22 protein-coding genes are annotated in these 25,054 nt (G+C 73.1%); 12 read left to right on the plus strand and 10 right to left on the minus strand.

What is annotated here, in order from left to right:
• Nucleotides 1–63: 63 nt before the first annotated feature.
• Nucleotides 64–612 (minus strand): DUF4232 domain-containing protein, encoded by a 549-nt coding sequence (locus tag OHB09_RS18305; protein ID WP_319116911.1) that lies wholly within the window; start codon nucleotides 610–612, stop codon nucleotides 64–66.
• A gap of 232 nt (nucleotides 613–844) precedes the next feature.
• Complete coding sequence (locus OHB09_RS18310; protein ID WP_319116910.1) at nucleotides 845–1,348, minus strand: hypothetical protein; 504 nt, start codon at nucleotides 1,346–1,348, stop codon at nucleotides 845–847.
• A gap of 457 nt (nucleotides 1,349–1,805) precedes the next feature.
• On the opposite strand from OHB09_RS18310, the gene OHB09_RS18315 reads away from it, so the two are divergent.
• On the plus strand, nucleotides 1,806–2,063 hold the full coding sequence (locus tag OHB09_RS18315; protein WP_006142070.1) for a DUF397 domain-containing protein: 258 nt from the start codon (nucleotides 1,806–1,808) through the stop codon (nucleotides 2,061–2,063).
• A gap of 192 nt (nucleotides 2,064–2,255) precedes the next feature.
• On the opposite strand, the gene OHB09_RS18320 is transcribed toward OHB09_RS18315, so the two are convergent.
• A complete protein-coding gene (locus OHB09_RS18320) occupies nucleotides 2,256–2,768 on the minus strand; it encodes an ATP-binding protein (RefSeq protein WP_191852544.1) in 513 nt (170 codons plus the stop codon).
• 427 nt (nucleotides 2,769–3,195) lie between these two features.
• Here OHB09_RS18320 and OHB09_RS18325 point away from each other — a divergent pair, with 427 nt between their 5' ends.
• The 3 genes from OHB09_RS18325 to OHB09_RS18335 all read left to right on the plus strand — a co-directional run bounded on the left by OHB09_RS18325 (nucleotide 3,196) and on the right by OHB09_RS18335 (nucleotide 6,892).
• Nucleotides 3,196–4,020 carry a helix-turn-helix domain-containing protein gene (locus OHB09_RS18325; protein ID WP_050811267.1) on the plus strand — a complete coding sequence of 275 codons (825 nt, stop codon included), beginning with the start codon at nucleotides 3,196–3,198 and terminating at the stop codon, nucleotides 4,018–4,020.
• A gap of 207 nt (nucleotides 4,021–4,227) precedes the next feature.
• Nucleotides 4,228–5,688 (plus strand): aldehyde dehydrogenase family protein, encoded by a 1,461-nt coding sequence (locus OHB09_RS18330; protein ID WP_006142073.1) that lies wholly within the window; start codon nucleotides 4,228–4,230, stop codon nucleotides 5,686–5,688.
• 148 nt (nucleotides 5,689–5,836) lie between these two features.
• A complete protein-coding gene (locus tag OHB09_RS18335) occupies nucleotides 5,837–6,892 on the plus strand; it encodes a VTT domain-containing protein (RefSeq protein ID WP_328918650.1) in 1,056 nt (351 codons plus the stop codon).
• A gap of 72 nt (nucleotides 6,893–6,964) precedes the next feature.
• Here OHB09_RS18335 and OHB09_RS18340 read toward each other — a convergent pair whose 3' ends face one another.
• Nucleotides 6,965–8,695, minus strand: a complete 1,731-nt coding sequence (locus tag OHB09_RS18340; RefSeq protein ID WP_006142075.1) for a threonine/serine exporter family protein — start codon at nucleotides 8,693–8,695, stop codon at nucleotides 6,965–6,967.
• Nucleotides 8,696–8,854: 159 nt separating this feature from the next.
• Nucleotides 8,855–9,346, minus strand: a complete 492-nt coding sequence (locus OHB09_RS18345) for an inorganic diphosphatase (RefSeq protein ID WP_006142076.1) — start codon at nucleotides 9,344–9,346, stop codon at nucleotides 8,855–8,857.
• Between the two features lie 1,533 nt (nucleotides 9,347–10,879).
• Here OHB09_RS18345 and dacB point away from each other — a divergent pair.
• The 6 genes from dacB (at nucleotide 10,880) to folE (ending at nucleotide 18,751) form a co-directional block, all read left to right on the plus strand.
• Nucleotides 10,880–12,415, plus strand: coding sequence for a D-alanyl-D-alanine carboxypeptidase/D-alanyl-D-alanine endopeptidase (gene dacB, locus OHB09_RS18350; protein ID WP_407077364.1), 1,536 nt, complete (start codon nucleotides 10,880–10,882; stop codon nucleotides 12,413–12,415).
• A 67-nt stretch (nucleotides 12,416–12,482) separates the two neighbouring features.
• Nucleotides 12,483–13,619: a zinc-dependent metalloprotease gene (locus OHB09_RS18355; protein ID WP_006142078.1), complete on the plus strand. Its 1,137-nt coding sequence runs from the start codon at nucleotides 12,483–12,485 to the stop codon at nucleotides 13,617–13,619.
• Between the two features lie 295 nt (nucleotides 13,620–13,914).
• Nucleotides 13,915–15,093, plus strand: coding sequence for a tRNA lysidine(34) synthetase TilS (tilS, locus tag OHB09_RS18360; protein WP_328922262.1), 1,179 nt, complete (start codon nucleotides 13,915–13,917; stop codon nucleotides 15,091–15,093).
• Between the two features lie 76 nt (nucleotides 15,094–15,169).
• On the plus strand, nucleotides 15,170–15,730 hold the full coding sequence (gene hpt / locus OHB09_RS18365) for a hypoxanthine phosphoribosyltransferase (protein WP_030378606.1): 561 nt from the start codon (nucleotides 15,170–15,172) through the stop codon (nucleotides 15,728–15,730).
• Nucleotides 15,731–15,930: 200 nt separating this feature from the next.
• The gene (ftsH, locus tag OHB09_RS18370; RefSeq protein WP_040896163.1) at nucleotides 15,931–17,967 is read left to right on the plus strand and encodes an ATP-dependent zinc metalloprotease FtsH; all 2,037 of its coding nucleotides are present in this window, start codon (nucleotides 15,931–15,933) and stop codon (nucleotides 17,965–17,967) included.
• A gap of 178 nt (nucleotides 17,968–18,145) precedes the next feature.
• Nucleotides 18,146–18,751 (plus strand): GTP cyclohydrolase I FolE, encoded by a 606-nt coding sequence (folE, locus tag OHB09_RS18375; protein ID WP_006142082.1) that lies wholly within the window; start codon nucleotides 18,146–18,148, stop codon nucleotides 18,749–18,751.
• A 34-nt stretch (nucleotides 18,752–18,785) separates the two neighbouring features.
• Here the strand turns inward: folE and OHB09_RS18380 are convergent, their stop codons facing one another.
• The 5 genes from OHB09_RS18380 to folP form a co-directional block, all read right to left on the minus strand.
• Nucleotides 18,786–19,277: a DUF3180 domain-containing protein gene (locus OHB09_RS18380; RefSeq protein ID WP_006142083.1), complete on the minus strand. Its 492-nt coding sequence runs from the start codon at nucleotides 19,275–19,277 to the stop codon at nucleotides 18,786–18,788.
• A gap of 53 nt (nucleotides 19,278–19,330) precedes the next feature.
• On the minus strand, nucleotides 19,331–19,939 hold the full coding sequence (gene folK / locus OHB09_RS18385; RefSeq protein WP_006142084.1) for a 2-amino-4-hydroxy-6-hydroxymethyldihydropteridine diphosphokinase: 609 nt from the start codon (nucleotides 19,937–19,939) through the stop codon (nucleotides 19,331–19,333).
• A complete protein-coding gene (gene folB / locus OHB09_RS18390) occupies nucleotides 19,936–20,295 on the minus strand; it encodes a dihydroneopterin aldolase (RefSeq protein WP_006142085.1) in 360 nt (119 codons plus the stop codon). Before folB ends, folK begins: the two co-directional genes overlap by 4 nt.
• A 305-nt stretch (nucleotides 20,296–20,600) precedes the next feature.
• A complete protein-coding gene (locus tag OHB09_RS18395; protein WP_006142086.1) occupies nucleotides 20,601–21,137 on the minus strand; it encodes a nuclear transport factor 2 family protein in 537 nt (178 codons plus the stop codon).
• The gene (gene folP, locus OHB09_RS18400) at nucleotides 21,134–21,994 is read right to left on the minus strand and encodes a dihydropteroate synthase (protein ID WP_328922263.1); all 861 of its coding nucleotides are present in this window, start codon (nucleotides 21,992–21,994) and stop codon (nucleotides 21,134–21,136) included. Before folP ends, OHB09_RS18395 begins: the two co-directional genes overlap by 4 nt.
• A gap of 215 nt (nucleotides 21,995–22,209) precedes the next feature.
• On the opposite strand from folP, the gene OHB09_RS18405 reads away from it, so the two are divergent.
• Nucleotides 22,210–23,340, plus strand: coding sequence for an alpha/beta hydrolase (locus tag OHB09_RS18405; RefSeq protein WP_319119179.1), 1,131 nt, complete (start codon nucleotides 22,210–22,212; stop codon nucleotides 23,338–23,340).
• 253 nt (nucleotides 23,341–23,593) lie between these two features.
• Entirely contained in the window at nucleotides 23,594–25,015 is a 1,422-nt protein-coding gene (locus OHB09_RS18410; protein WP_328922264.1) for a hypothetical protein, read from the plus strand.
• Nucleotides 25,016–25,054: the final 39 nt, after the last annotated feature.

A 25,054-nucleotide genomic window follows, 5' to 3' on the forward strand; every position in this document is an offset into this window, starting at 1 on the left:
GAACCGGTCCGCACGTGCGGCCGCGTCGCAGCGCGTCGTAGGGCGTCGCAGGGGAAGAAGGGTTCAGTCCCCGGCGGTCTGGAAGGGACTCACCGTGGCGTCCAGGCCCGCGCCCTTCTCGGCGATCACGCCGTAGGTCCACTTGGCGGTCTTCGCCACCGTGTCGCCGGAGCCGCCGGGCAGGGCGATCCGCAGGGTGTCCGCGGCACCCTTGCCGCCCGCCTCGCCCCGTACGTAGGTGAGGGTGAACGTGGCCGACTCGTCCTGGTGCAGGGTCAGCTTCGCGGGCTGCGCCGCCTTCTCCCGGGCGACGGTCCACGAGGTGTCGCCGGCCAGCAGCCCCACCTCGGGGAAGCCGTCGAGCGTGCAGGCGCCGGCCTTGGTGTTGGTCAGGGTGACGGGCAGGTTGCCGGTGTCGCCGACGGCCGGGGCGGCGTTGGCCGGGCCGATCTCGAGGCCGAGCTCGGCGAAGCCGCAGGCGGTGCCGGCGGCGGCCGTGCCGGTGCCGTTCTTCCCGGCGGTGTCGGTGCCGTTGTCACCGCCGCTGTCGCAGGCGGTCAGGGCGAGGGCCGCCGCGAGGGCGGTCACGGCGAGGGGCAAGGTGGCGCGCATGGGGTCCTTCGGCGGTTCGTGACGGTGACACGGCGTTCGTGCCGGTGCGTCGGGACCACGATCATCACGCAGGCGCACATGTCCCGCACGCGCGCCCCCGGCGTACACGCACCCTCGGCGCACATGCGGCCCTGGCGTACCCGCGGCGCCCGCGCACACACTGCCTGCCGTACCCGCGGCCCGGACGGTACGCACTGCTCCGGCCTGTGCGCGGCACCTCGGGCACGCGGCCTCACGACCCGGACGGGTCCGGCAGGGGGAAGCCGCTGGGCATGCCGGTGCCGTCGGACTTCCGGTACGTCTCCGTGCCGGCGCCCCCCTTCCAGGTGATCTTCAGCGACGTGGCGGTCACGGAATCCACCGTGCCGGTCTTCCGGCTGTCGTCACCCGTGCCCTGACACTCGGTCAGGTGCACGGTCCAGGTGCCCGACTCCTTGCCGGCCGTGCCGCTGCAGACGGTGCCGCCGGTGGCGAACAGGCCGGCCTGCTTCCCGGTCACGACCAGGGCGACCGCCTTGCCCCCGGCGGTCGTCAGCCAACTCCCCTCCAGTTTTCCGGCCGTGCCGCCGGGGGAGGCGGAGCCGGTCGCGGCCGTGGAGGTGGAGGTGGTGGTGCCGGGGGTCGCGGAGGCGCCCTCGCCCGAGTCGTCGCCGCTGCAGGCGGTGAGGGCGAGGGCGGCCGTGAGGGCCGCGGCCGCGGCCGTCGTGGTGCGGAGGGAGAAGGGCGCCGACGTCACATGTGCCTCCAGAGGATTGCCGGTGCCGCTGCCGGCTCCGGGCGGAGTGGGCGGCAAGTTACCAGCCGGGACGCTGGGGTGGGTGGGGGTGTTGTGCGGGTTCGTCGCGGCTTGTCGCACGGCGCGCACGGCCTGCGTGTGCGCGCGGGGGCGCTCGTGCGGCGGTCCCCCGGCGAGGGGGGCGTGCGCGGGGGAACGGGAGCGGGATCGCGCACGTCTTTCCTCACGTACGCGGAAAACCGGCCAGTCCTGAGGCGTTGCCGCATGTCGGGCGGGGGTCTGGGCAGACGCGTGGGGCAGTGGTCAGTCAAGGGACCGTAAAAGCTGTAACCGGGGGGATACCGCGCGTGCACGTGCATCTGCGCATGCATCTGCAGGTGAACGGAGCTATGATCCGGGGCAGTTGACCACTGCATCAATGGCCACATCAGCCAATGCACCACCCGGGGAGCGACCTGTGGACCACGACGTGTGCGACGTGGATGACGTGTACAACGGCATGGCTGCGACCGAGTTGCACGGAGTGGCCTGGCAGAAGAGCAGGCACAGCAATTCGCAGGGCTCCTGCGTCGAGTTCGCCAGGCTGCCCGGCGGTGACGTGGCCGTGCGGAATTCGCGCTTCCCCGACGGGCCCGCGCTCGTCTACACGCGCGCCGAGATCGAGGCCATGCTGCTGGGCGTCAAGGACGGCGAGTTCGACCATCTGATCGCGTGACACGCGTCAAGTGACGCCGCGGGAGCCCTGAGCCCGGAGTGCCGGCCCGGAGCCCGGAAACCCGGAGCCCGCCGCGGGCGCGGGATGACCGAGCCGCCGAGCCCGTGCCTCCCGCCCCGCGGCGGGTTCTCCGGGGGCCCGTTCTCCGGGGGCCCGTTCTCCGGGTACTCCGGGGCCGGGCCCCCGGGGGTCTCAGTCCTCCACGGGTGTCAGGCGGAACATCGCCCACACCACCTTGCCGCCGAGCGTGCCGGCCAGCGGGTGCCAGCCCCAGCCGTCGGCGAAGGACTCGACGAGGAGCAGTCCGCGGCCGCACTCCGCCGAGAAGTCCTCGGTGGCCGCCTCCGCCTCCCGCGCGACGGGACTCTCCCGGCTGGGATCGCGCACCGCGCAGACGAGCCGGGTCGCCCACCGCATCAGGTGCAGCCGCACCGGGGCGGCCTGCTCGGGGCCGACGGGCAGGTCCGCCGGCAGCGCGTGCCGCAGCGCGTTGGTGACGAGTTCGGAGACCACCAGGCAGACGTCGTCGAAGAGGTCGCCCCGCTCCCACTGGTCCAGGGTCCGACGGGTGAACCGTCGTGCCTCGCGCACCGCTTCGTACCGGGCGGGCAGGCCGCAGGAGGTGGCGGTGGACACGGCCGCGGGGTCCAGCGGCGGAAGTCCCTGCCGTAAGGGCTCGAGCATGGTCGATCCATTCGTCCCCATGCGAGGCACTCCCGAGTGTTCGCGGTCGTGGCGATGCAGCGGTGGCGCGGGACCATGGTTTCGGATGCGTACGGCAGATGCAAGGGAAGATGCACGTGCACGCGCCGGAAATGGACCTTCCCGTACCGCTTGACACGCATTTCTTCCGCCACTTTCTTCCCTCCGTTCCTCCCCCGCTTCCCCTCTTGGCGCCCTCTCGGCGCCTTTCCGGCGTCCGTTCCCTGCCCCTGACGGCCCTTCCGGCCCTCCGCGGGACTCCGTGGCCCTGCCTCGCCCGACGCCCTGTTGTCCACTCCTTTTTCATTTCTGTAATCGCACGAGTACTGCTGGTCGTGATTTAGTGGCAGACTGCGCGTCCGAAAGACCGTTGGGGAGGGCTGACGAAGTGAGCGCTGGGGAGTCCACTAGCGGCTCGGTGGTGCGGCGCATGCTGCTGGGGTCGCACCTCCGGCGTCTGCGGGAGTCGCGGGGCATCACACGGGAAGCGGCCGGTTACTCGATCCGCGCCTCCGAATCCAAGATCAGCCGCATGGAGTTGGGTCGCGTGAGCTTCAAGACGCGGGACGTCGAGGACCTGCTGACGCTGTACGGCGTCGCCGACGAGGCGGAGCGCACCTCCCTCCTCTCCCTGGCCAAGGAGGCGAACGTCGCCGGGTGGTGGCACAGCTACTCCGACGTGCTGCCGAGCTGGTTCCCCACGTACATCGGCCTGGAGGGCTCGGCCCATCTCATCCGTTCCTACGAGGTGCAGTTCGTGCACGGCCTGCTGCAGACCGAGGCGTACGCGCGGGCCGTGGTCTCCCGCGGCATGCGCGGCGCGGGCGCGGCCGACATCGACCGCCGGGTGGCGCTGCGCATGGAGCGCCAGAAGTGCCTCGTCGCCGAGAAGGCCCCCGAGTTCCACATCGTCCTGGACGAGGCGGCGCTGCGCCGGCCCTACGGCGACCGCGAGGTGATGCGCGGGCAGCTCCAGCACCTCATCGACCTCTCCGAGCGGCCCAACGTGCGGCTCCAGGTCATGCCGTTCGGTTTCGGCGGCCACTCCGGCGAGAGCGGTGCCTTCACGCTGCTCAGCTTCCCCGAGTCCGACCTCTCCGACGTCGTCTACCTCGAGCAGCTCACCAGCGCGCTCTACCTCGACAAGCCCGAGGACGTCGCCCAGTACGAGCAGGCCCTCAAGCAGCTCCAGCAGGACAGCCCCTCGCCCGAGGAGAGCCGCGACCTGCTGCGCGGACTGCTCCAGCTCTCCTGAACGGCGTCCGCGCGGCGCCGGGACAGCTCCGGATCAGCCCTCCCCGGGGCGGGACCCGGGCCTGCCCACCCTCCGGGTGCCGCCCGATCCCTCCCAACTCCCCTGTCGCACACGTACGATGACGTTCGATCGAACAGGTGTCGATCGATCGGTCGATCGAATGACTGCGACGGCTGTCAAGGCAGCGACAGGGGATCGAGGGAGAACATGTCGTCCTACTTCACGGACCTGGCCCAGCAGTACATCGACGGCGAGTGGCGTCCGGGCACCGGGGCCTGGGAGATCATCGACTGCAACCCGTACGACGGCGAGAAGCTCGCGGCGATCACCATCGCCACCGTGGACGAGGTGGACCTGGCCTACCGCGCCGCCGAGCGCGCCCAGCGGGACTGGGCGGCCACCAACGCCTACGCCCGGCGCGCGGTGTTCGAGAAGGCTCTGCGGCTCCTGGAGGAGCGCGAGGCGGAGATCGCCGAGGTGATCATCGCCGAGCTGGGCGGCACCCGCACCAAGGCCGGCTTCGAACTGCACCTCGCCAAGGAGTTCCTGCGCGAGGCGGCCCAGCTCGCGCTGACCCCGCAGGCGCGGATCCTCCCCTCGCCGACCGAGGGCAAGGAGAACCGCCTCTACCGCGTGCCCGTCGGCGTCGTCGGGGTCATCAGCCCCTTCAACTTCCCCTTCTTGCTGTCCCTGAAGTCCGTCGCCCCGGCGCTCGCGCTCGGCAACGCGGTCGTCCTCAAGCCGCACCAGGACACCCCCGTCACCGGCGGCACCCTGGTCGCCAAGCTTCTCGAGGACGCCGGACTGCCCGGCGGCCTGCTCAACGTGGTGGTCACCGACATCTCGGAGATAGGCGACGCCTTCCTGGAGCACCCGGTGCCCTCCGTGATCTCCTTCACCGGCTCCGACAAGGTCGGCCGGCACGTGGCCACCGTCTGCGCCTCGCACTTCAAGCGCACGGTCCTGGAACTCGGCGGCAACAGCGCCCTCGTGGTGCTCGACGACGCCGACCTCGACTACGCCGTCGACGCGGCCGTCTTCAGCCGGTACGTCCACCAGGGCCAGGTCTGCATGGCCGCCAACCGGATCCTGGTCGACCGCTCGGTGCTGCCGGAATTCACCGAGAAGTTCGTCGCCAAGGTGAAGTCCCTCAAGGCGGGTGACCCCCGGGACCCGGCCACGGTCATCGGCCCGGTCATCAACTCCTCGCAGGCCGACGCCCTCACCGGCGCCGTCGACCAGGCCGTCGAGGCGGGCGCCACCGCCCTGGTGCGCGGCCGGACCACGGACAATCTGGTCGAGCCGTCCGTCCTCACCGACATCCCGGCGGGCTCCCCCCTGCTCCGGCAGGAACTCTTCGGCCCGGTGGCGCTGCTCCTGCCCTTCGACGGCGAGGAGGAGGCCGTCCGCCTCGTCAACGACACCCCGTACGGCCTCAGCGGCGCCGTCCACACCGGGGACGTCGAGCGCGGGGTGGCCTTCGCCCAGCGGATCGACACCGGCATGTTCCACGTCAACGACGGCACGGTCCACGACGAGCCGCAGGTCCCCTTCGGCGGGGAGAAGCACTCCGGGGTGGGCCGGCTGAACGGCGAGACCACGGTGGAGGCGTTCACGACGCAGAAGTGGGTCTCGGTGCAGCACGGCCGCAGCCACTTCCCGTTCTGAGCGGCCCGCAGGACCGTCGCAGGGGGCGCGCAGGGCATCCTGGTGGGACCCGTGGAACCTGCCGGGGACACACTGCGTTGATAGCTTTGACCGGCCGCACCTCGCTGGGTGCGGCCGTTACCCCCTCACTCCTCGGGAGCCCGGAACCGTGCAGACGCTTGCCCTCGGACCGAGCTGGCTGGATCCGAATCACCTCCTCGACTCGTTCGGCATCTGGGGCCTGCTCCTCGTCGTCTTCGCCGAGTCGGGCCTGCTCATCGGCTTCTTCCTGCCGGGCGACTCGCTGCTGTTCACCTGCGGCCTGCTGATCACCTCGCACCAGATGGACTTCCCTCTGTGGGCGGCCATCGTGCTGATCTGCGTCGCCGCGGTCCTGGGCGACCAGGCGGGCTACATGTTCGGCAAGAAGGTCGGCCCCTCGCTCTTCAACCGGCCGGACTCCCGCCTGTTCAAGCAGGAGAACGTCGTCAAGGCGCACGAGTTCTTCGAGAAGTACGGCCCGAAGTCGCTCGTCCTCGCCCGCTTCGTGCCCGTCGTCCGTACGTTCACGCCGATCATCGCGGGCGTCAGCGGCATGCGGTACCGCTCCTTCGTGGTGTTCAACGTCATCGGCGGCGTCCTGTGGGGCGCGGGCGTGACGCTGCTCGGCTCCTGGCTGGGAAAGATCGACTTCGTCAAGACCAACATCGAGTTGATCCTGATCCTGATCGTCCTCGTCTCGGTCGTCCCGATCGCCATCGAGTTCCTGCGCGCCCGGTCCAAGGCGAAGAAGAACCCCACCGAGGCCGCTCCCCGGCCGGTCCCCGCCGGGCAGGCCGCCCACGGCCACCCCCAGCACCCGCCGATGGACGCCGCCACGACCCAACTGCGCGCCGTCACCCCGGCCCACCAGGACCAGCACTACGGCAACGGGAACGGCACCGCCGGGCCCCAGCAGCCCTACGGCGAGCAGGCCCACGGCGGGCAGCGGCAACAGGGGTACGGAGACCAGCAGGGCTACGGGAACCAGCAGGGTTACGGAGACCAGCAGGGTTACGGAGACCAGCAGGGCTACGGGAACCAGTACTACGACGACCGCGACAACCAGCAGGACCACGGCTACCGGAACCACGGTCACGGGCAGCAGCCCCCGCGGTACCAGGACGGTGCGCAGCAGCCCTACGGCTACGACCAGCGGCAGTACCCGTACGAGGACCGGGGCTGACGACCGGGGCCGGCGGACAGGGACTGACGGACAGGGCTTGACGGACAGGGGCGGGGCAGGGCCCCGTTCGCTCTAGAAACCGCGGGTCCGCTTCGCCGCCCGCCGTCCCTCGGCCGACCCGACCCGCAGGAACAGCCGGGAGACCTCCGCCCCCAGGTTTACCCCGATCGCGATGGCCATGGACAGCGCCACGGCCTTGGTGAGCGACACCAGGCCGTCGTCGATGTGGTTCTGCGCGATGCCCAGGAGCCCGAAGTACGTCGCCGAACCCGGCAGCAGCGGGCCGATCGCCGCCGTGGTGTACGGCAGCGCGGAGGCGAACCGGTAGCGCGACAGGAGCTGCCCGAAGAGGCCCACCAGCCCGGCCGCCGCGGCCGTCGAGGCCACCGGCGACAGGTCGCCCGCGTAGCGCATCGCGCCGAACACGGCCCAGGCCACCCCGCCGTTGAGGGTGACGAGCAGCACCGTGGAGCGCTCCTGCTGGAGCAGCACCGCGAAGGTCAGCGACAGCAGCATGGCGGCGGCGAGCTGCCACCCCGGCCGCTCGACGTTGCCGAGCGCCGCGTCCGGGTTGAGGTTGGCGCCCAGCGTCACCCCGAAGTAGAGGACCACCAGCACTCCGACAACGATGCCGGTGAAGAAGTACATGACCTCCAGCAGGCGCGCGGAGGCGGTGATGTAGAAGCCGGTCAGCCCGTCCTGCACGCCCGCCACCAGCGCACGTCCCGGCAGCAGCGCGAACAGCCCACCGGTGATCACCGCCGAGGCCTTCACGTCGACGTCCGCGAGGGTGAGGGCCACGCCTATCGCGGCCGGGGGCATGGCGGCCACCGTGAACTGGTAGAACTCCGGCAGGCCGCGCCCGGCGCACAGCCAGGCCAGCCGGTCGCCGAGCATCGCGCCGACCGCCGCCGCGAGGAACACGAACAGCCGGCCGCCGACCAGCACCGAGGCGGAGCCCGCGAGCAGCCCGCTCGCCACGGTCAGTGCCCAGCCGGGGTACGGGTGCCTGTTGCGCCGTATCTCCGCGAGCCGCCGGTAGGCCTCCTCCAGGGAGATCTCCGTCTCCTCGTCGCTGAGGTCGTCGACGAGCTGGAAGACGGCGGAAAGCCGGGTGTAGTCGGTGCCGCGGCGGCGCACCACGCGGGAGGCCGAGACCGGGTCGTCGACCAGGGAGGGCTGGTACGAGACCGACAGCAGCGTGAACGTGACGTTGGGCTCGCAGCGGTCCAGGCCGTAGGAGCGGCAGACCGCGAACATGGCGGCCTCGACGTCCTCGGCTCCCTCCCCGCCCGCGAGCAGCAGCTCGCCGATGCGGAGGGTGAGGTCGAGGACGCGCGGCACGGCCGGACCCGGCTCGTCCGAGCGCCGCGCCGTCTCCAGGGCGGGGCGCTCGGTGACGGACATGCGCAGCATCGCCCGCATCCGGTCCTGCCAGGGCGCCTCCTTGGTGAGCTTCACCAGGGGCACGCCGGCCGGCGGCGTGAAGGCGGGCGGCGCCTCCCGGGCGTTGTACGTGCGCGGGTGGCTGAACGCGGACTTCTCGGGTTCGGCGGGCGGGACCTGCGGTACGTCGAGACCGTTCGGCAGGGCGAATTCCGAGGTGGTCTCCGGCTCGCCCACGGGCACCTGCGGTACGTCCAGGCCCTTGGGGATCGCGAACTCGGACGTCGTCGACGACTCGTTGTCACCCGCCGCGCCCGAGGCGCCGCCCGGCCCCGTCACGACCGCCGCCGGGGGTACGAACGCGCTGCGCGCCTCGTCCGACCGCGGCTTGCGGTCGTCCGTCTCGCCCTCCGCCACCAGTCGGCCCCCTCTCCTCGTCTCCCGTCCGTGGGCTCCGGCCCCGCGATCTCGGTACGGGTACTCCCCGCACGCCTCAGTATGCGCACGACAGACCAACGGGCCGCGTCACCCACAGGGGTCACGCGGCCCGATTCGGTACGGCGGGGGGAGGGGAGGTCAGTGACCCCCGTGCTCCTCGGCACGCTTGTACGACCGCTCGATCTCGGCCTCGGCGTCCGTGCGGCCGACCCAGTTGGCGCCCTCGACCGACTTGCCGGGCTCCAGGTCCTTGTACACCTCGAAGAAGTGCTGGATCTCCAGGCGGTCGAACTCGGACACGTGGTGGATGTCCCGCAGGTGCTCCACGCGCGGGTCCGAGGCCGGGACGCACAGCAGCTTGTCGTCGCCGCCGGCCTCGTCGGTCATGCGGAACATGCCGATCGTGCGGCACTTGATGAGGCAGCCGGGGAACGTCGGCTCCTCCAGCAGGACCAGCGCGTCCAGCGGGTCGCCGTCCTCGCCGAGGGTGTTCTCGACGAAGCCGTAGTCGGCCGGGTAGCTGGTCGAGGTGAAGAGTCGACGGTCCAGGCGGATCCGACCGGTCTCGTGGTCCACCTCGTACTTGTTCCGCGAACCCTTCGGGATCTCGATCGTGACGTCGAACTCCACCGGTGGCTCCTCCATGATCAACACATAGTTCTGGTGGTTAAGTGTCCCTCACGCACGTGTGTGATCGCGAAAGGGGCTGGTGGTCGTGCCGGAGCTGAGGGCCTGGCCGGCCGCGTATCCGCGCCCGGCGCGGTTCGCGGGGGCCGTGCCGGAACAGAGGGTGGCACGAACCGAGCACACCGTGACACAGCGTGTGGCGCGGATCACGAGTGAGGGGGGCGACTCGTGACGCGAATCACAAATGGGGAGCACGTGCCGGAGCCGGAGAGAGAGGGCTCCCCGGCGGCCGGCCCCGCCGGGGAAACGGCCGGGGGAGCCACCCCGCCCGAACCTGCCGGGGAAACGGCCCGGGGAGCCACCCCGCCCGCGCCCGCCGGGGAGGACCGCACCCCGGCCGCCCCACCGAAGCCGGCCCCCCGGACCGGGACGGACGACGTGACGCCGGACGCCCCGAGGGCCCCGAAGCCGCCTTCCGCCTCGCCCGCTCCGGACCCTGCGCCGTCGGATGCCCCGACGGCCCCGAATACGCCCTCCACCACGCCCGCGCCGGACCCGGCGACGCCGGACGCCCCGGCCGGGGCCGGGCCCGGCGGCGAGCCGGGGACGGACGGGGGCGCGCAGCGCGAGGAGGGCGCGGACGCGCACGAGGAGGGCGCGGACGCGCACGAGGAGGCGACCACCCCGGAGGACGCCCCCGAGGACACCCCGGCCACGGCGGCCTCAACCTCCGGGGCCCCGGCCGCCCCGGCCGGGGCCGCAGCCGTCCCGGCCGGGGCCGCAGCCGTCCCGGCCCCCGAGTCCTCGGGGGCCGCGAGGTCGGCGGCCGAGGGGTCGGGGGCCGAGGGGTTGGGGGCCGAAGCCGCCTCCGGCGACCCGGCCTCCGGGGCCTCAGCCGCCGGAGGGTCCGCCCCCTCGGCCGACCCCGCGAGCGAGCCCTCGGCCGCTCCGGCCGACGGGTCCTCGGCCGTCCCGGACGCCCAGGCTCCGGCCGCGGCCCCCAGCGAGTCCCCGGCCACCGCTCCCCGCGAGTCCCCGGCCGTCCCGGCACGCGAGGCCTCATCCGCCCGCTCACGCGAGGCCTCGTCGGCCCGCGCACATGAGGCTTCGACGGCCCGCTCACGCGAGGCCGCGGAGCGCGCGGCCGAGCCCACGGCCGCAGTGAGGTCCGAGGTCCCGACCGCCTCGCGCCCCGCCACCGCCTCGCGCCCCGCCACCGCCTCGCGCCCCGCCACCGCCTCGCGCCCCGCCACCGCCTCGCGCCCCGCCACCGCCTCGCGCCCCGCCACCGCCTCGCGCCCCGCCACCGCCTCGCGCCCCGCCACCGCCTCGCGCCCCGCCACCGCCTCGCGCCCCGCCACCGCCTCGCGCCCCGCCACCGCCTCGCGCCCCGCCACCGCCTCGCGCCCCGCCACCGCCTCGCGCCCCGCCACCGCCTCGCGCCCCGCCACTTCGGACGCCGCCGACGCGGCTTCCTCGAGCGCCCCCGCCCCCGAGAGTCACCCGGCCCCCGGTGGTGGCCCCCTTGCCGAGGCCGTGGCGTGGACGCGTGCGGTCGTCGGGGCGCGCCTCGCGGGCCTTCTCGGCGGCGCGCGGCCCTACGTCTCGCGCGCCGCGCGGGGCGCGAGGGTGCGTCTCGGGGGAGGCGTGCGCGCGCTGCGCACGCGCTCCCCGCGGGCCGGGACCGCCCGGTTCGCCCTCGTCGCCTCCGCCCTCGGCGTGGCGGTCGCCGTCCTCGCGGTGACGGTCGCCGGTCCCTGGGGCGCCGGCGGCCGGCGCGTCGCCGAGCGGGAGCGCGCCGCCGCGGCCGCCACCGGCGCCGCGCACGGCTCCGGCAGCCGCGCGGGCGCCCCCCGTCCGGCCCCCAGCGCCGCCGCCGTCCTGACCGGCCTCGACCGCCCCGGAGCCACCGGCGAGAGCCTCGCCGGCATCCTCGACCCGCTGCTGAGCGACCCCTCGCTGGGCGACCGGCGCGGGGCCGCCGTCGTCGACGTCTCCACCGGCCGGCGGCTGTACGCCAAGGACGCGGACGCCGGACTCACCCCCGCCTCCACCACCAAGATCGCCACGGCCGTCGCCGCGCTCTCCGCCCTCGGCCCCGAGCACCGCCTCACCACGCGCACCGTCCTGGAACCCCGGACGAGGAAGGTCGTCCTGGTCGGCGGCGGCGACCCCACCCTCACCGCGCGCAAGAAGACCGGCGGCTGGGCCGGTCTGCGCGCCCTCGCCGACTCCACGGCCGCCGCGCTCAAGAAGCGGCACCTGACCTCCGTGACCCTGGCGTACGACACCTCGCTGTACGCCGGCACCACCCGCCACCCGATCGGCGTCAACGAGAACCTCGCCGAGGTCACCCCGCTGACGGTCGACGAGGGCCGCCTCGACGATTCCGGCAGCGGCCCCGCCACCCGCACCCCCGACCCGGCCGGGGACGCCGCCCACCGCTTCGCCGCCCTGCTGGAGACCCACGGCGTCAAGGCCGCCGAGAAGGGCTCCGCCCGGGCCACCGGCCGGGCGAGGACCCTCGCTTCCGTCCAGTCGCCGCCGCTCTCCGCCGTCGTCGAACGCATGCTCACCAACAGCGACAACGACATCGCCGAGGCCCTGGCCCGCCACACCGCCCTCGCCACCGGCGGCGAGGGGAGCTTCGAGGGCGGCGCGGCCGCCGTCGGCGCACAGGTGAAGAAGCTCGGACTGCCGGTCGGGGGCGCGGAGTTCCACGACGGCAGCGGCCTCGACCGCCGCGACAAGCTCACCGCCCGCCTGCTGACCTCCCTGCTCACGCTGGCCGGCTCGGCGGACCACCCCGAACTGCGCACGGTCCTCACCGGCCTGCCGATCGCCGGCTTCACCGGCACCCTCAGCGACCGCTACGAGGGCACCGACACCCACGCCGGCACCGGCGTCGTACGGGCCAAGACGGGCTCCCTGACCGGCGTCAACACCCTCGCCGGGACGGTCGTCACCGCCGGTGGCCGCCTCCTCGCCTTCGCCTTCCTGACCGAGAACTCCATGGACCAGCCGACCGCCCGGGCCGCCCTGGACCGCGCCGCCGCCCGCCTGGCGGGCTGAGGGTGCCGGAAAAGGGCCGTTCCCTCCTCCACTGCCCGCAACGGCGGCCCTCCCGTACCGTTGACACATGACGAGCATCGGTGGTGCAGCATCGTCCGGGATGATCGACTGGAATCTCGCGGTGGCGACCGCGACCCGCTTCGTGCGGCCGGGCCCCGAGGTCAGCCGTGACGAGGCGCGGGCCGTCGTCGCGGAACTGCGCAAGCACGCCAAGGCCTCCGAGGAGCATGTCCGGGGCTTCACCCGGCTCGGCGAGGCGGGCACGCACGACACCCCCGTCCTGGTCGTCGACCGCCCCGGCTGGGTGCGGGCCAACGTCGCCGGATTCCGCGAGCTGCTCAAGCCGCTGCTGGACAAGATGCAGGAGCGGCGCGGCAGCAGTCCCGGCGGGGCCGTCCTCGGCGCCGTCGGCGGCAAGGTCACCGGCGTGGAGGTCGGCATGCTGCTGTCCTTCATGTCCTCCCGGGTCCTCGGCCAGTACGAGACCTTCGCCCCGGCCTCCCGTGACCTGCCCGGGGCCGAGGAGGGCGGCGGCCGGCTGCTGCTGGTCGCGCCCAACATCGTCCACGTGGAGCGCGAACTCGAGGTCGATCCGCACGACTTCCGGCTGTGGGTCTGCCTGCACGAGGAGACCCACCGCACCCAGTTCACGGCGGTGCCCTGGCTGCGCGACCACCTCCAGGGCGAGATCCAGTCCTTCCTCGGCGAGACCGAGATGGACCCCATGACGGTCCTGGAGCGCATCCGCGAGGCGGCCCAGTCCCTGGCCGGCGGCCGCCCCGAGGGCGAGCGGGACGAGGACGGCGGCCGCTCCCTGGTGGAGCTGGTGCAGACGCCCGCCCAGCGGGAGATCCTCGGCCGGCTGACCGCGGTGATGTCCCTGCTGGAGGGCCACGCCGACTTCGTGATGGACGGCGTCGGGCCCTCGGTCGTGCCCTCCGTCGCCGAGATCCGCGAGAAGTTCCAGCAGCGCCGCGCCAAGGGCGCCTCCCGCCTGGACCTCGCGCTGCGCCGGCTGCTCGGCCTGGACGCCAAGCTGCGGCAGTACCGGGACGGCGAGCGGTTCGTCCGCGCCGTCGTCGAGGAGGTCGGCATGGACGGCTTCAACCGGGTGTGGACCTCGCCGAACACCCTGCCCACCAAGGCGGAGATCGCCGCCCCGGGTGACTGGATCGCACGGGTGCACCGGACGCCGGAGTCGTAGTCGCAAGGGGGGCGGATCCGGGACGGGCCGACGACGGACCGACACCGAAGCGGCGACGGACCGGTGTTGGTCCGGTCCATGACAGCAACTGCCGGGTCCTGACAGCACTCGTCCGCGGGTGAACGTTTCCGGTCGACGGCAGGGTAACGCCCTCTCAATCACCCGTCCGAGGGACCGTCGGCCCCGGGAAGGCGTGCAATGCTCGGGAAACGCCCCGGTTCTGTCACCATCTACACACTCTGCGTGACCGAACCCGGGGCCAACCCCCCCGAAAACTTCATGAAGGGAACCGGACATGGGTCCCCACCCCGCGGTCGCGGCGATACGCCTGGCGGTCCGCCGCGTCCTCCACGACATCCTCACCGCACACGCCACCGAGGCCCCTGACGGCGCCGAGGCCCTCCGTCGCGCCCCCGCCCCGCTGGCCGGCGCCGGACACGCCACCTCGGCCGCCCCCGCCGCGCGCGCCGCCGAGGCCGGCCGGCCGGTCGCCCCGGGCCCCACGCGCCGCGCCCCCGGCGCCTTCCCCGCCGTACCCGCCCCGCTCGGCCCCGGCCGCACCGGGCCGCTCGTGCTCGTGGCCTGCTCCGGCGGCGCCGACTCGATGGCCCTCGCCTCCGCCCTCGCCTTCGAGGCACCCCGGCTCGGCATCCGCGCCGGAGGCGTCACCGTCGACCACGGCCTGCAGGCAGGCTCCGACCAGCGTGCCGAAGAGGTCGCCGAACGGCTGCGCGCCCTCGGCCTGGACCCCGTCGAGTCGATCGCGGTCTCCGTCGGCCGCGACGGAGGCCCCGAGGCCGCCGCCCGCGACGCCCGCTACGCGGCGCTCGACGCCGCCGCGGACCGGCACGGCGCCACCGCAGTCCTCCTCGGCCACACCCGCGACGACCAGGCCGAGACGGTCCTGCTCGGCCTCGCCCGCGGCTCCGGCATCCGCTCCCTGTCCGGAATGGCGGCGGTCTCGGGGGCCGCCGGCCGTTACCGCCGCCCCTTCCTGCGGCTCGACCGGCAGACCGCCCGCACGGCCTGCATGGCCCAGTCCCTGCCCGTCTGGGACGATCCGCACAACGCCGACCCCGCCTACACCCGCTCCCGGCTCCGCCACGAGGGCCTGCCCGCCCTGGAGAAGGCACTCGGCAAGGGTGTCGTCGAGGCCCTCGCCCGCACCGCGCAGCTCTCCCGGGACGACGCCGACGCACTCGACGCCTGGGCCCGCGAGGCCGAGCGGGGCGTACGGGACGAGTCCGGGCGGCTGGAATGCGCCAAACTCGACGTACTTCCTCCGGCCGTGCGCCGCCGCATCCTGCGCCGGGCCGTCCTCGACGCGGGGGCCCCGGGCGGCTCGCTCTTCGCCCGTCACATCGAGGAGATCGACCGCCTGGTCACCGCCTGGCGAGGTCAGGGGGCCATCAATCTCCCGGGCAGAGTCGTGGTCCGTCGCCAGGGTGGCAGACTGGTGATTCGGCAAGGCTGAATCCGGGCCCCTCCCACCGGACCCTCCGCAGGGGTCGCGAAGTGGCCCGGAATGGCCGGTGGGACGACCGAAAGTGATGCGGGTGGACGCGAAAGACATGGGCACCGACCTCAAAGAGGTGCTCATCACCAAGGAAGAGATCGACGCGAAGCTGGCGGAGCTGGCCGCGAAGATCGACGCGGAGTACGCGGACAAGGACCTGCTGATCGTCGGCGTCCTCAAGGGCGCGGTGATGGTCATGGCGGACCTCGCCCGGGCGCTGTCCACCCCCGTCACGATGGACTGGATGGCGGTCTCCTCCTACGGGGCCGGCACCCAGTCCTCGGGTGTGGTGCGGATCCTCAAGGACCTCGACACCGACATCAAGGGGCGGCACGTCCTGATCGTCGAGGACATCATCGACTCGGGCCTGACCCTGTCCTGGCTGATCTCGAACCTGGGCTCCCGCGAGCCCGCCTCCCTCAAGGTGTGCACGCTGCTGCGCAAGCCGGAGGCGGCCAAGGTCGCGATCGACGTGGAGTGGGTCGGCTTCGACATCGCCAACGAGTTCGTCGTGGGCTACGGGCTCGACTACGCCGAGAAGTACCGGAACCTTCCGTTCGTCGGTACGCTCGCGCCCCACGTGTACGGCGGCTGATCCCGCGGCGGCAGGGTTCCCGCGCGCTTTCCGCGGGACGGCCGGGAACCCCTGCGGGGTCCGCGCCGTTGAAGCATGCGAGGACGGGATCGCGGGAACTCCGCTGCGGCGTCGGGTGACAATCCTGGGGTACCGTCCGAAGAACAGTCTTTATCAAACTCACTATGGCAGGAGGGACGGGGCGGCACCGCTCCGTATGGATGGACGTGAAGCGATACTTCCGTGGGCCGGTCATGTGGATCGTGCTGGCCGTCCTTGCCGTGGTCGTGTTGATGCAGGTCGTCGGCTCCTCCGGCGGCTACAAGACGGTGGACACCGGCCAGGTCGTCCAGGCGATCAACCAGAACAAGGTCGAGTCGGCCAAGCTCACCACCGGTGACGACCAGGTCATCAAGGTCCAGCTCAAGGACGGCGTCAAGGTCGAGGGCAGCTCGAAGATCCAGGCGAGCTACATCGGCGACCAGGGCGTCAACCTGGCCAATACTCTTCAGGACAAGTTCCAGAACAAGCAGATCCCGGACGGCTACACGGTCTCGCCGTCGAAGCAGAACCCGTTCCTGGGCATTCTGCTGACGCTGCTCCCCTTCGTCCTCATCGTCGTCATCTTCCTGTTCCTGATGAATCAGATGCAGGGCGGCGGCTCCCGGGTCATGAACTTCGGGAAGTCCAAGGCGAAGCTGATCACCAAGGACACCCCGAAGACGACGTTCTCGGACGTCGCCGGGTCGGACGAGGCCGTCGAGGAGCTCCACGAGATCAAGGAGTTCCTCCAGGAGCCGGCGAAGTTCCAGGCCGTCGGCGCCAAGATCCCCAAGGGCGTGCTGCTGTACGGCCCGCCCGGAACCGGCAAGACGCTGCTCGCGCGGGCCGTCGCCGGTGAGGCCGGGGTCCCCTTCTACTCGATCTCCGGTTCCGACTTCGTCGAGATGTTCGTCGGTGTCGGTGCCTCCCGGGTCCGTGACCTGTTCGAGCAGGCCAAGGCGAACGCCCCGGCGATCGTCTTCGTCGACGAGATCGACGCGGTCGGCCGCCACCGCGGCGCCGGCCTCGGCGGTGGTCACGACGAGCGCGAGCAGACCCTGAACCAGCTCCTCGTCGAGATGGACGGCTTCGACGTCAAGGGCGGCGTGATCCTCATCGCGGCCACCAACCGGCCCGACATCCTGGACCCGGCGCTGCTGCGTCCCGGCCGGTTCGACCGGCAGATCGCCGTCGACCGTCCGGACATGCAGGGCCGTCTGGAGATCCTCAAGGTCCACCAGAAGGGCAAGCCGGTCGCCCCGGACGTCGACCTCTCGGCCGTCGCCCGCCGCACCCCCGGCTTCACCGGTGCCGATCTGTCGAACGTGCTGAACGAGGCCGCGCTCCTGACGGCCCGCAGCGACCGCAAGCTGATCGACAACCAGATGCTGGACGAGGCGATCGACCGCGTGGTCGCGGGCCCGCAGAAGCGGACCCGGATCATGTCGGACAAGGAGAAGAAGATCACCGCGTACCACGAGGGCGGTCACGCCCTGGTCGCGGCGGCCTCCCCGAACTCCGACCCGGTCCACAAGATCACCATCCTGTCCCGCGGACGGGCCCTCGGTTACACGATGGTCCTGCCCGAGGAGGACAAGTACTCGACCACGCGCAACGAGATGCTGGACCAGCTCGCCTACATGCTGGGCGGCCGGGCGGCCGAGGAACTGGTCTTCCACGACCCGACCACGGGCGCGGCCAACGACATCGAGAAGGCCACGTCCACGGCCCGCGCCATGGTCACCCAGTACGGCATGACCGAGCGCCTCGGTGCCATCAAGTTCGGCGGCGACAACACCGAGCCGTTCCTCGGCCGTGAGATGGCGCACCAGCGCGACTACTCGGAAGAGGTCGCCGCGCTGGTGGACGAGGAAGTCAAGAAGCTGATCGAGAACGCGCACAACGAGGCCTGGGAGATCCTGGTCGAGAACCGCGACGTGCTCGACAACCTGGTGCTGGCCCTGCTGGAGAAGGAGACGCTGGGCAAGGAGGAGATCGCCGAGATCTTCGCCTCCATCCACAAGCGTCCCCCGCGTCCCGCGTGGACCGGTTCCTCGCGCCGCACGCCGTCCACCCGCCCGCCGGTGCTCTCCCCGAAGGAGCTCGCACTGACGAACGGGGCGAACGGCACCACGGCGATCAGCACCGCCAAGTCCACGGCGGCGGAGCCCGCCCCGGCGGCCGAGCCGGCCCCGGAGGACCGCCGGGACAGCTGAGCCCACGGCCCGTCGGCCGCCCGCCGGGCCCGGAACAAATGCCGCGCCTCCCAGGTTCTAGCCTGGGAGGCGCGGCATTCGTCGTATGCCCGCGCGTATGTGCCCGCGTACGCGCGGCCGGTACGCACGACGCGTGGCAGACCCGGAACGCGTCACAGGCTCAGGAACGAGGCACCACATGACCGACCCGGTGACGCTGGACGGCGAGAGCACGATCGGCGAGTTCGACGAGAAGCGCGCCGAGAACGCCGTGCGCGAGCTCCTCCTCGCCATCGGCGAGGACCCGGACCGCGAGGGACTCAGGGACACCCCGGGGCGGGTGGCCCGCGCCTACCAGGAGATATTCGCGGGTCTTCGGCAGCGTCCGGAGGACGTGCTCACCACGACCTTCGACCTGGGCCACGACGAGATGGTGCTGGTGAAGGACATCGAGGTGTTCTCGACCTGCGAGCACCACCTGGTGCCCTTCCGGGGCGTGGCGCACGTGGGGTACATCCCCTCGGCCAACGGGAAGATCACCGGCCTGTCGAAGCTGGCCCGGCTGGTGGACGTCTACGCCCGCCGCCCCCAGGTGCAGGAACGGCTGACCACCCAGATCGCCGAATCGCTCATGGAGATCCTCGAACCGCGCGGTGTGATCGTCGTGGTCGAGTGCGAGCACATGTGCATGTCGATGCGGGGCATCCGCAAGCCCGGCGCCAAGACCCTCACCTCGGCGGTGCGCGGGCAGCTGCGCGACGCCGCCACCCGCAACGAGGCGATGAGCCTGATCATGGCCCGCTGAGCCGGGGGCCGAGTCGAGCCGGCGCCGCGAGGGCTCAGGCGGGGGCCGCGTTGCCGTCGTTCTTGTCCTCGTCCCCGTCCTCCGGGAGCTTGCAGACGCGCTCCAGGAAGAAGGCGGCCGCTATGACCCCGATGCCGGCGACCACGGAGGAACCGGCGTAGATCGCCTGGTCGCGGCGGCTGGGGATGTCGAGGTACTCCAGCAGGAAGACGCCCACACCGCCGTACATGCCGGAGACGAGCGCGGCGACCAGGGCGCTCGCCTGGCCGAAGACGACCGAGCGGGCGGCCATCAGCGGGTCGACGCCCTTGGCCCCGGGCCGGCGTTCGCGCTGGGCCCGCAGCCGGGAGCGCAGGGACAGCGCGGTGGCCAGCAGGACCGCGGCGATCAGCGCCAGGACGACGGGCGCGGCCGGCGGGACGCCCGGGAGGGTCCCCACCGCCGTCCACAGCCGGGCACCCGCCCAGGACAGCACCCCGGCCACCACGAACACCGCCGCCAGCGTCCTGATGCGCAGCTCTTTCACGGTGCCCCTTCGTCGGTGTCGCGCGGTCGTTCCGGCTCGATAGACCTTAACGACTACTCGGGCAACCGGAGTTCCAGGTCCGCGCGCGGCGTCACTCCGTCCCGGGTGAGCGCGTCGAGCAGCGCGGCCACGGGGCCGTGGCCCGGGAGCGCCGCCGCGGGGTCCACGTCGTACCAGGGCGCCAGGACGAAGGCGCGCTGGTGGGCGCGCGGGTGGGGGAGGGTCAGCACGGGGTCCTCGGAGACGGCGTCCTCGTAGGACACGATGTCCACGTCGAGCGTGCGCGGGCCCCAGCGCTCGTCCCTGACCCGGTGGAAGGCCTCCTCCACGGCCTGCGCCCGCTCCAGCAGCGAGGACGGCGGCAGCGTCGTCCTGAGGACGACCACCGCGTTGAAGTAGGAGGGCTGGCTGCCCGGCTCGACGCCCCACGGCTCCGTCTCGTAGACGGGCGAGACCGCCTTGACGCGGACGCCGGGCGTGTCCTCCAGGGCGTCGACGGCGCCCTGGAGGGTCTCCAGGCGGTTGCCGAGGTTGGAGCCCAGGGAGAGCACCGCGCCCCGGGGGTTCTGCAGGGTGCTGTCGGCGGCGTCCACCCGCGCGGTGACGGAGGCGGGCACGGGCTGGACCACGGGGTCGCCGGACTGGGGGCTGAAGGCTGTCATACGCGGCTCCGGGTGATGGTGACGGTCACGTCGTCGAACGGCACGGTGATGGGGGCCTCGGGCTTGTGCACGCACACCTCGACCTCCTCGACCCGTTCGTGCCGCAGGCAGGACTCGGCGATGCGTTCGGCGAGGGTCTCGATCAGGTCGACGGGGTCGCCCGCGACGAGGGCGGCGACCTCCTCGGCGACGATCCCGTAGTGCACCGTCCTCGTCAGGTCGTCCTCCGCCGCGGCGGGCCGGGTGTCCAGGCCGAGGACGAGGTCCACGACGAAGGTCTGGCCCCGTTCGCGTTCCTCGGGGAACACACCGTGGTGGCCGCGGGCCCTCAGCCCGCGCAACGCGACACGGTCCACGCGCCTCACTCCTGCCGGTCGGTACGGAGCGGCCGGGCGACGGCCGCCGGGGCCATATGCGGGCGGCATACCGGCCACGAACGAATCTACCCGTGCCCACCGACAGCACCCCCGCCCGGGGACACGGGCCCGAGGACGGCCGGAAGGGGTCGCTCCGGCCTTCTCACCTGGACGAAGGCTCCGGCGGGCGGGGCAGTGCCCCGGGGGTGGGTGATTCCCCCCACGTCCGGAGTGCGGAAGGACGAACCGGGGCATTCGCTCCCGTACCGGCGGTCCGGCCGGGTCCGTTCGGGCCCTCGGCCCGGTCAGGCCCTCCGGTCCGGGGTGCCGCCGTTCCCGCCGGCTGTGCCGTCCTCGCCGTTCCCGTCCTCGGATTCGGCCAGGACGGGCGAGGCGTGGTGGGACCACAGCCGCCAGCCGTCCGGGGTGCGGCGGAAGACGTTGGTGGCGACCACGAGCTGCCCGACCAGCGGCCCCGGCTCGTCACCGCCCTCGGGCGCGGGACCGCCGCTGAGGATGTTCTCGGTGCAGGTCACGACGGCGGTGTCCCCGGTCACCGAGACGTGCACGTCGGTGAGGAAGAACTGGATGTACTCCGTGTTCGCCATGATCAGCGCGTACGAGCGCAACACCTCGCCGCGCCCGGTGAGCACCGGCCAGCCCGGGTGGACGCAGGAGATCACCCCGGCCTCGGCCGGGTCGTGGTACTCCTCGTCGACGCCCACGTCGGACGGGCTCAGCCACATCGAGGACAGCTCCTCGAAGTCACCGCGCTCCATCGCCTCGTAGTAGGCGGTGTTCGCGTGCTCGACCTGTTCGACGTCGAGATGGGGGGCGGTCACCGGGCTCCTTCCACGGCGCGCGCCACGCGCACGGCGTCGGCGGTCGCGCGCACCTCGTGCACCCGGACCGCCCAGGCGCCCGCCTCCGCGGCCAGCGCGGACACGGCGGCGGTGGCGGCGTCCCGCTCCCGGGCGGGCGGCGGGGCACCGTCGGGACCGGCCAGCACCCGGCCCAGGAAGCGCTTGCGGGAGGCGGCCACCAGCAGCGGGTGGCCGAGGCCGAGCAGCCGGTCCAGGCGGGCGAGCAGGGCGAGGTCGTGGTCGACGTCCTTGGAGAAGCCGAGTCCCGGGTCGACGACGATCCGGTCGGGGGCGACGCCGCCCTCGAGGACGGCCTCCACGCGCGCCCGCAGCTCCTCGGTGACCTCGGTGACGACGTCCCGGTAGACGCCCCGGATGTTGCCGCCCTCCAGGAAGCCGCGCCAGTGCATGACGACGAAGGGGACGCCCGAGGCGGCGACGGCGGGGACCATCGCCGGGTCGGACAGGCCGCCGCTGACGTCGTTGACGAGGGCGGCACCCGCGGCGACCGCCTGTTCGGCGACCCGGGCCCGCATGGTGTCCACGGAGACGACGACGCCCTCGGAGGCGAGACCCCGCACGACGGGGACGACCCGCCGCAGCTCCTCCGCCTCGTCGACGCGGGTGGCGCCGGGCCGGGTGGACTCGCCGCCGACGTCGACGAGGTCGGCGCCGCCGGCGACCAGGTCCAGGCCGTGCTTGACGGCGGCGGTGGTGTCGAACCAGCGGCCGCCGTCGGAGAAGGAGTCGGGCGTCACGTTGACGACGCCCATGACCGCACAGCGGTCCCATGTCGGCAGTCCAGCCACGGGGCTCCGCCCGGTCTTGTCGCGCATGTGTTCAGCGTAGGCGGCGCACCGCGTGCGGACGTACCGCGCGAGGGCCCGCCCGCGCCCGCCCCCGCTCCCACGACCGCCCAACGCACCGCCCGCGTGCGCCCCGACGCGCCCCACGCCCGTCCGCCTTGCCCGCCTCTATCCTGATGCACTCCGTTCTCTCCCGAAGTGCTCCCCCGCACCTCCCGGGACCCGGCACAGGCGAAGGGAGGCCGATGGGCCTCACCGGCACCAGCACCCTCACCGCCGCCGTGCTGTCCGCCGCCGCGCTGTTCGCCGGCACCGTCTGGTGCTGGCCCCGGCTGGCCCGCCGCTCCTGGCGGGCCGTCGGCGGACGCGTCGGCCTGCTGCTCGCCACCCAGCTCGCCCTCTTCGTCTGCGTGGCCCTGGCCGCCAACCGCGGCTTCGGCTTCTACGCGAGCTGGGCCGACCTGCTCGGCCGGGAGCGGGGCGAGGGCGTGGTGGTCGAGCACACCCCCGGCGGCGCGGACGGGGCGGGCGGGCCGCTGAGGGTCGTGGGCCTCGCGAGGGCCGAGGGGCTCGCGGGGCGGGCGGCGGCCGCCGGGCAGATCCAGCGCGTGCGGATCGTCGGCCGCACGACCAGGATCGCCACGCCCGCGCTGGTCTACCTGCCGCCGGAGTACTTCCGGCCCCGGTACCGCACCCGTACCTTCCCCGTCGCCGTGGTGCTCACCGGCTATCCCGGCACGGCCGAGGCGCTCGTACGGGGGCTGCGCTATCCGCAGACGGCCCACCGGCTGGCCGCGGCGGGACGGATGCGGCCGATGGTGCTCGTGATGCTGCGGCCCACCGTGGCGCCGCCGCGCGACACGGAGTGCGTGGACGTGCCGGGCGGCCCGCGCACCGAGTCCTTCTTCGCCGAGGACCTGCCCGAGGCCGTCCGCGCGCACTACCGGGTGGACCGCGCGCCCGGCGGCTGGGGCGTCGTCGGCGACTCGACGGGCGGCTACTGCGCACTGAAACTGGCCATGCATCACCCGGGTGCCTACGCCGCCGGCGCGGGCCTGTCGGCGTACTACAGGGCACCCGTGGACCGCACCACCGGCGACCTCTACGGCGGCGACCGGAACCTGCGCCACCGCGCCGACCTGTGGTGGTGTCTGGAGAACCTGCCGGCGCCCGACACCTCACTGCTCGTCAGCAGCAGCCGTGAGGGCGAGAACAACTACAAGGACACGCTGGAGTTCCTGAGGCGGGTGAAGGCCAAGGGGCTCACCCGGATCTCCTCGATCATCCTGGACAGCGGCGGCCACAACTTCCACACCTGGCGGCGGGAGATCCCGGCGACGCTGCGCTGGATGAGCGGTCGGCTGAACGCCCGTTAATCCGGCGGGAAATGGCGGACGGGGTCTCTTCGCAGGTCGGAGGGGGTGCGAAGGGTGGGAATTCCTCTCGTGGACCGTTCTCGGACAGCCGCGGAAATGATCTTGAAAGGGGGATGTCGGAACCCGCGTGCACCGCGTCCGCACTTCCGGCCCGCACTCCTGGGACGGCTGATGCATCGAGAAGGTTTCGGTGTGGCCGTGTTTTTACCGCGCGGGGCACCATCATTCGCCTACGCGCGGTAAGTTTCTGGCCATGCCACGTGGTCGTCACCGTCATTCCCCGCCCCTGCACCGGCTGTTGCCCCCCTCGGTGATCGCAGGCGTCTCGGTCGTCTGCGCCGTGGGGCCCTGGTTGTTCACGGACGCCGTGCTGCTCCGCGCGCTCGCCGCGGGTGCCGCGGTGACGACGGGCGTCGGCACGTTCGTCATGCGCCGCTGGGACGTCGCGGCCGGAAAGCGCGTCGCCGACCTCACGCGCGCGCGGGCGAGCGACGAGTGGCGGCACGAGGAGCGGGTCGCGGAACTCGAGACCGACCTCGAGGAATCGCGCGAGCTGCGCCAGAAGCTGGAGCACAAGCTGCGCGCCAAGCGCACGGAGCTGGCCCGGCTGCGCAACGAGCACGCCGCGCTGCTGCGCCGGTACGCCACGGCGGAGACGGAGCGCGCGAGCGCCCTGGAGGGACGCCGCCTGCTGGAGATCGAGGCGGCCCCAGAGCCCGCGGAGCCCGCGGAGCCCGCGGAGACCACGGCGGCCGGGGACACGGACGCGCCCGTGCGCGAGGCGGCCGCCTCGGCCGAGGACGCCACCAGGACCGAGGCCGCGGGTGCGGCCGGCATGCCGGATGCGGAGGCGCCGAAGGCGCCGAAGGCGTTCTCCCCGTCCGGTGACACGCTCTTCCGGCTGGCCAACTCCGCCCTGGAGCGCCTCGCGCGCGCCGGGGCCGGCGAGAAGACCACCGAGGGCACCGAGGTCCCCGAGGCCCCCGAGGACGCGGCCCCGGACGCCTCTGCCGAGACCGCCGAAACCGAGGCCGTGACCGAGGCCGCCTCCGGTGCCTCCGGCGCCTCCGCCGAGGACACCGAGCCGTCCCGGGACGCCGGGGTCACCGCGCAGGCCGCGGGTTCCGCCGAAGCCGCGCGCGGTGACGCCCCCGTGGAGCGGGCCACCGACGCCGACGCCCCCGAGGACCCGCCGACCCCGCCCACCCCGCCGGCCCGCGCTCCCCGGCAGCGGTCCGCCGAGGACGCCGCCGCGGCCACGGAGGCCGCCGAGGCTCCCGCGCAGGACACCGCCGCCCACGGGCCGACCGACTCCGCGGCCCCCGCCCCGGCGGCCGCCGCTCCGCTGACCCGGCCCACCGGGCCCGGCCACTTCACCGTGCCGACCGCGGTCGCCGTCGTCCCGACCGAGGCGCCCCGGCGCCCCTCGGTGCAGGGCGGCTTCGACTTCTTCGGCACCCAGAAGACGGCCCCCGAGCGCACGGCGGACTCCGTGCAGAACGAGGACCTCGCGGACGTCGTCGGGCAGGAGGCGCTCGCGCTGCACAAGGCGGAGGCCGAGTCCGGGTTCAAGCCGGCCGGTCCCGAGGCGCGGGCCGGCCAGGTCATCGACCTGACGGCGCACGACGAGACCGAGCAGATCGACATCGAGGGACTGCGCACGGCCGCCTCGTAGGCCACCGGGCGTGCCGTGAGGCGGTAGGGCACCGGCCGT

This window comes from Streptomyces griseoaurantiacus (assembly GCF_036189845.1).
Taxonomy (GTDB): domain Bacteria; phylum Actinomycetota; class Actinomycetes; order Streptomycetales; family Streptomycetaceae; genus Streptomyces; species Streptomyces griseoaurantiacus.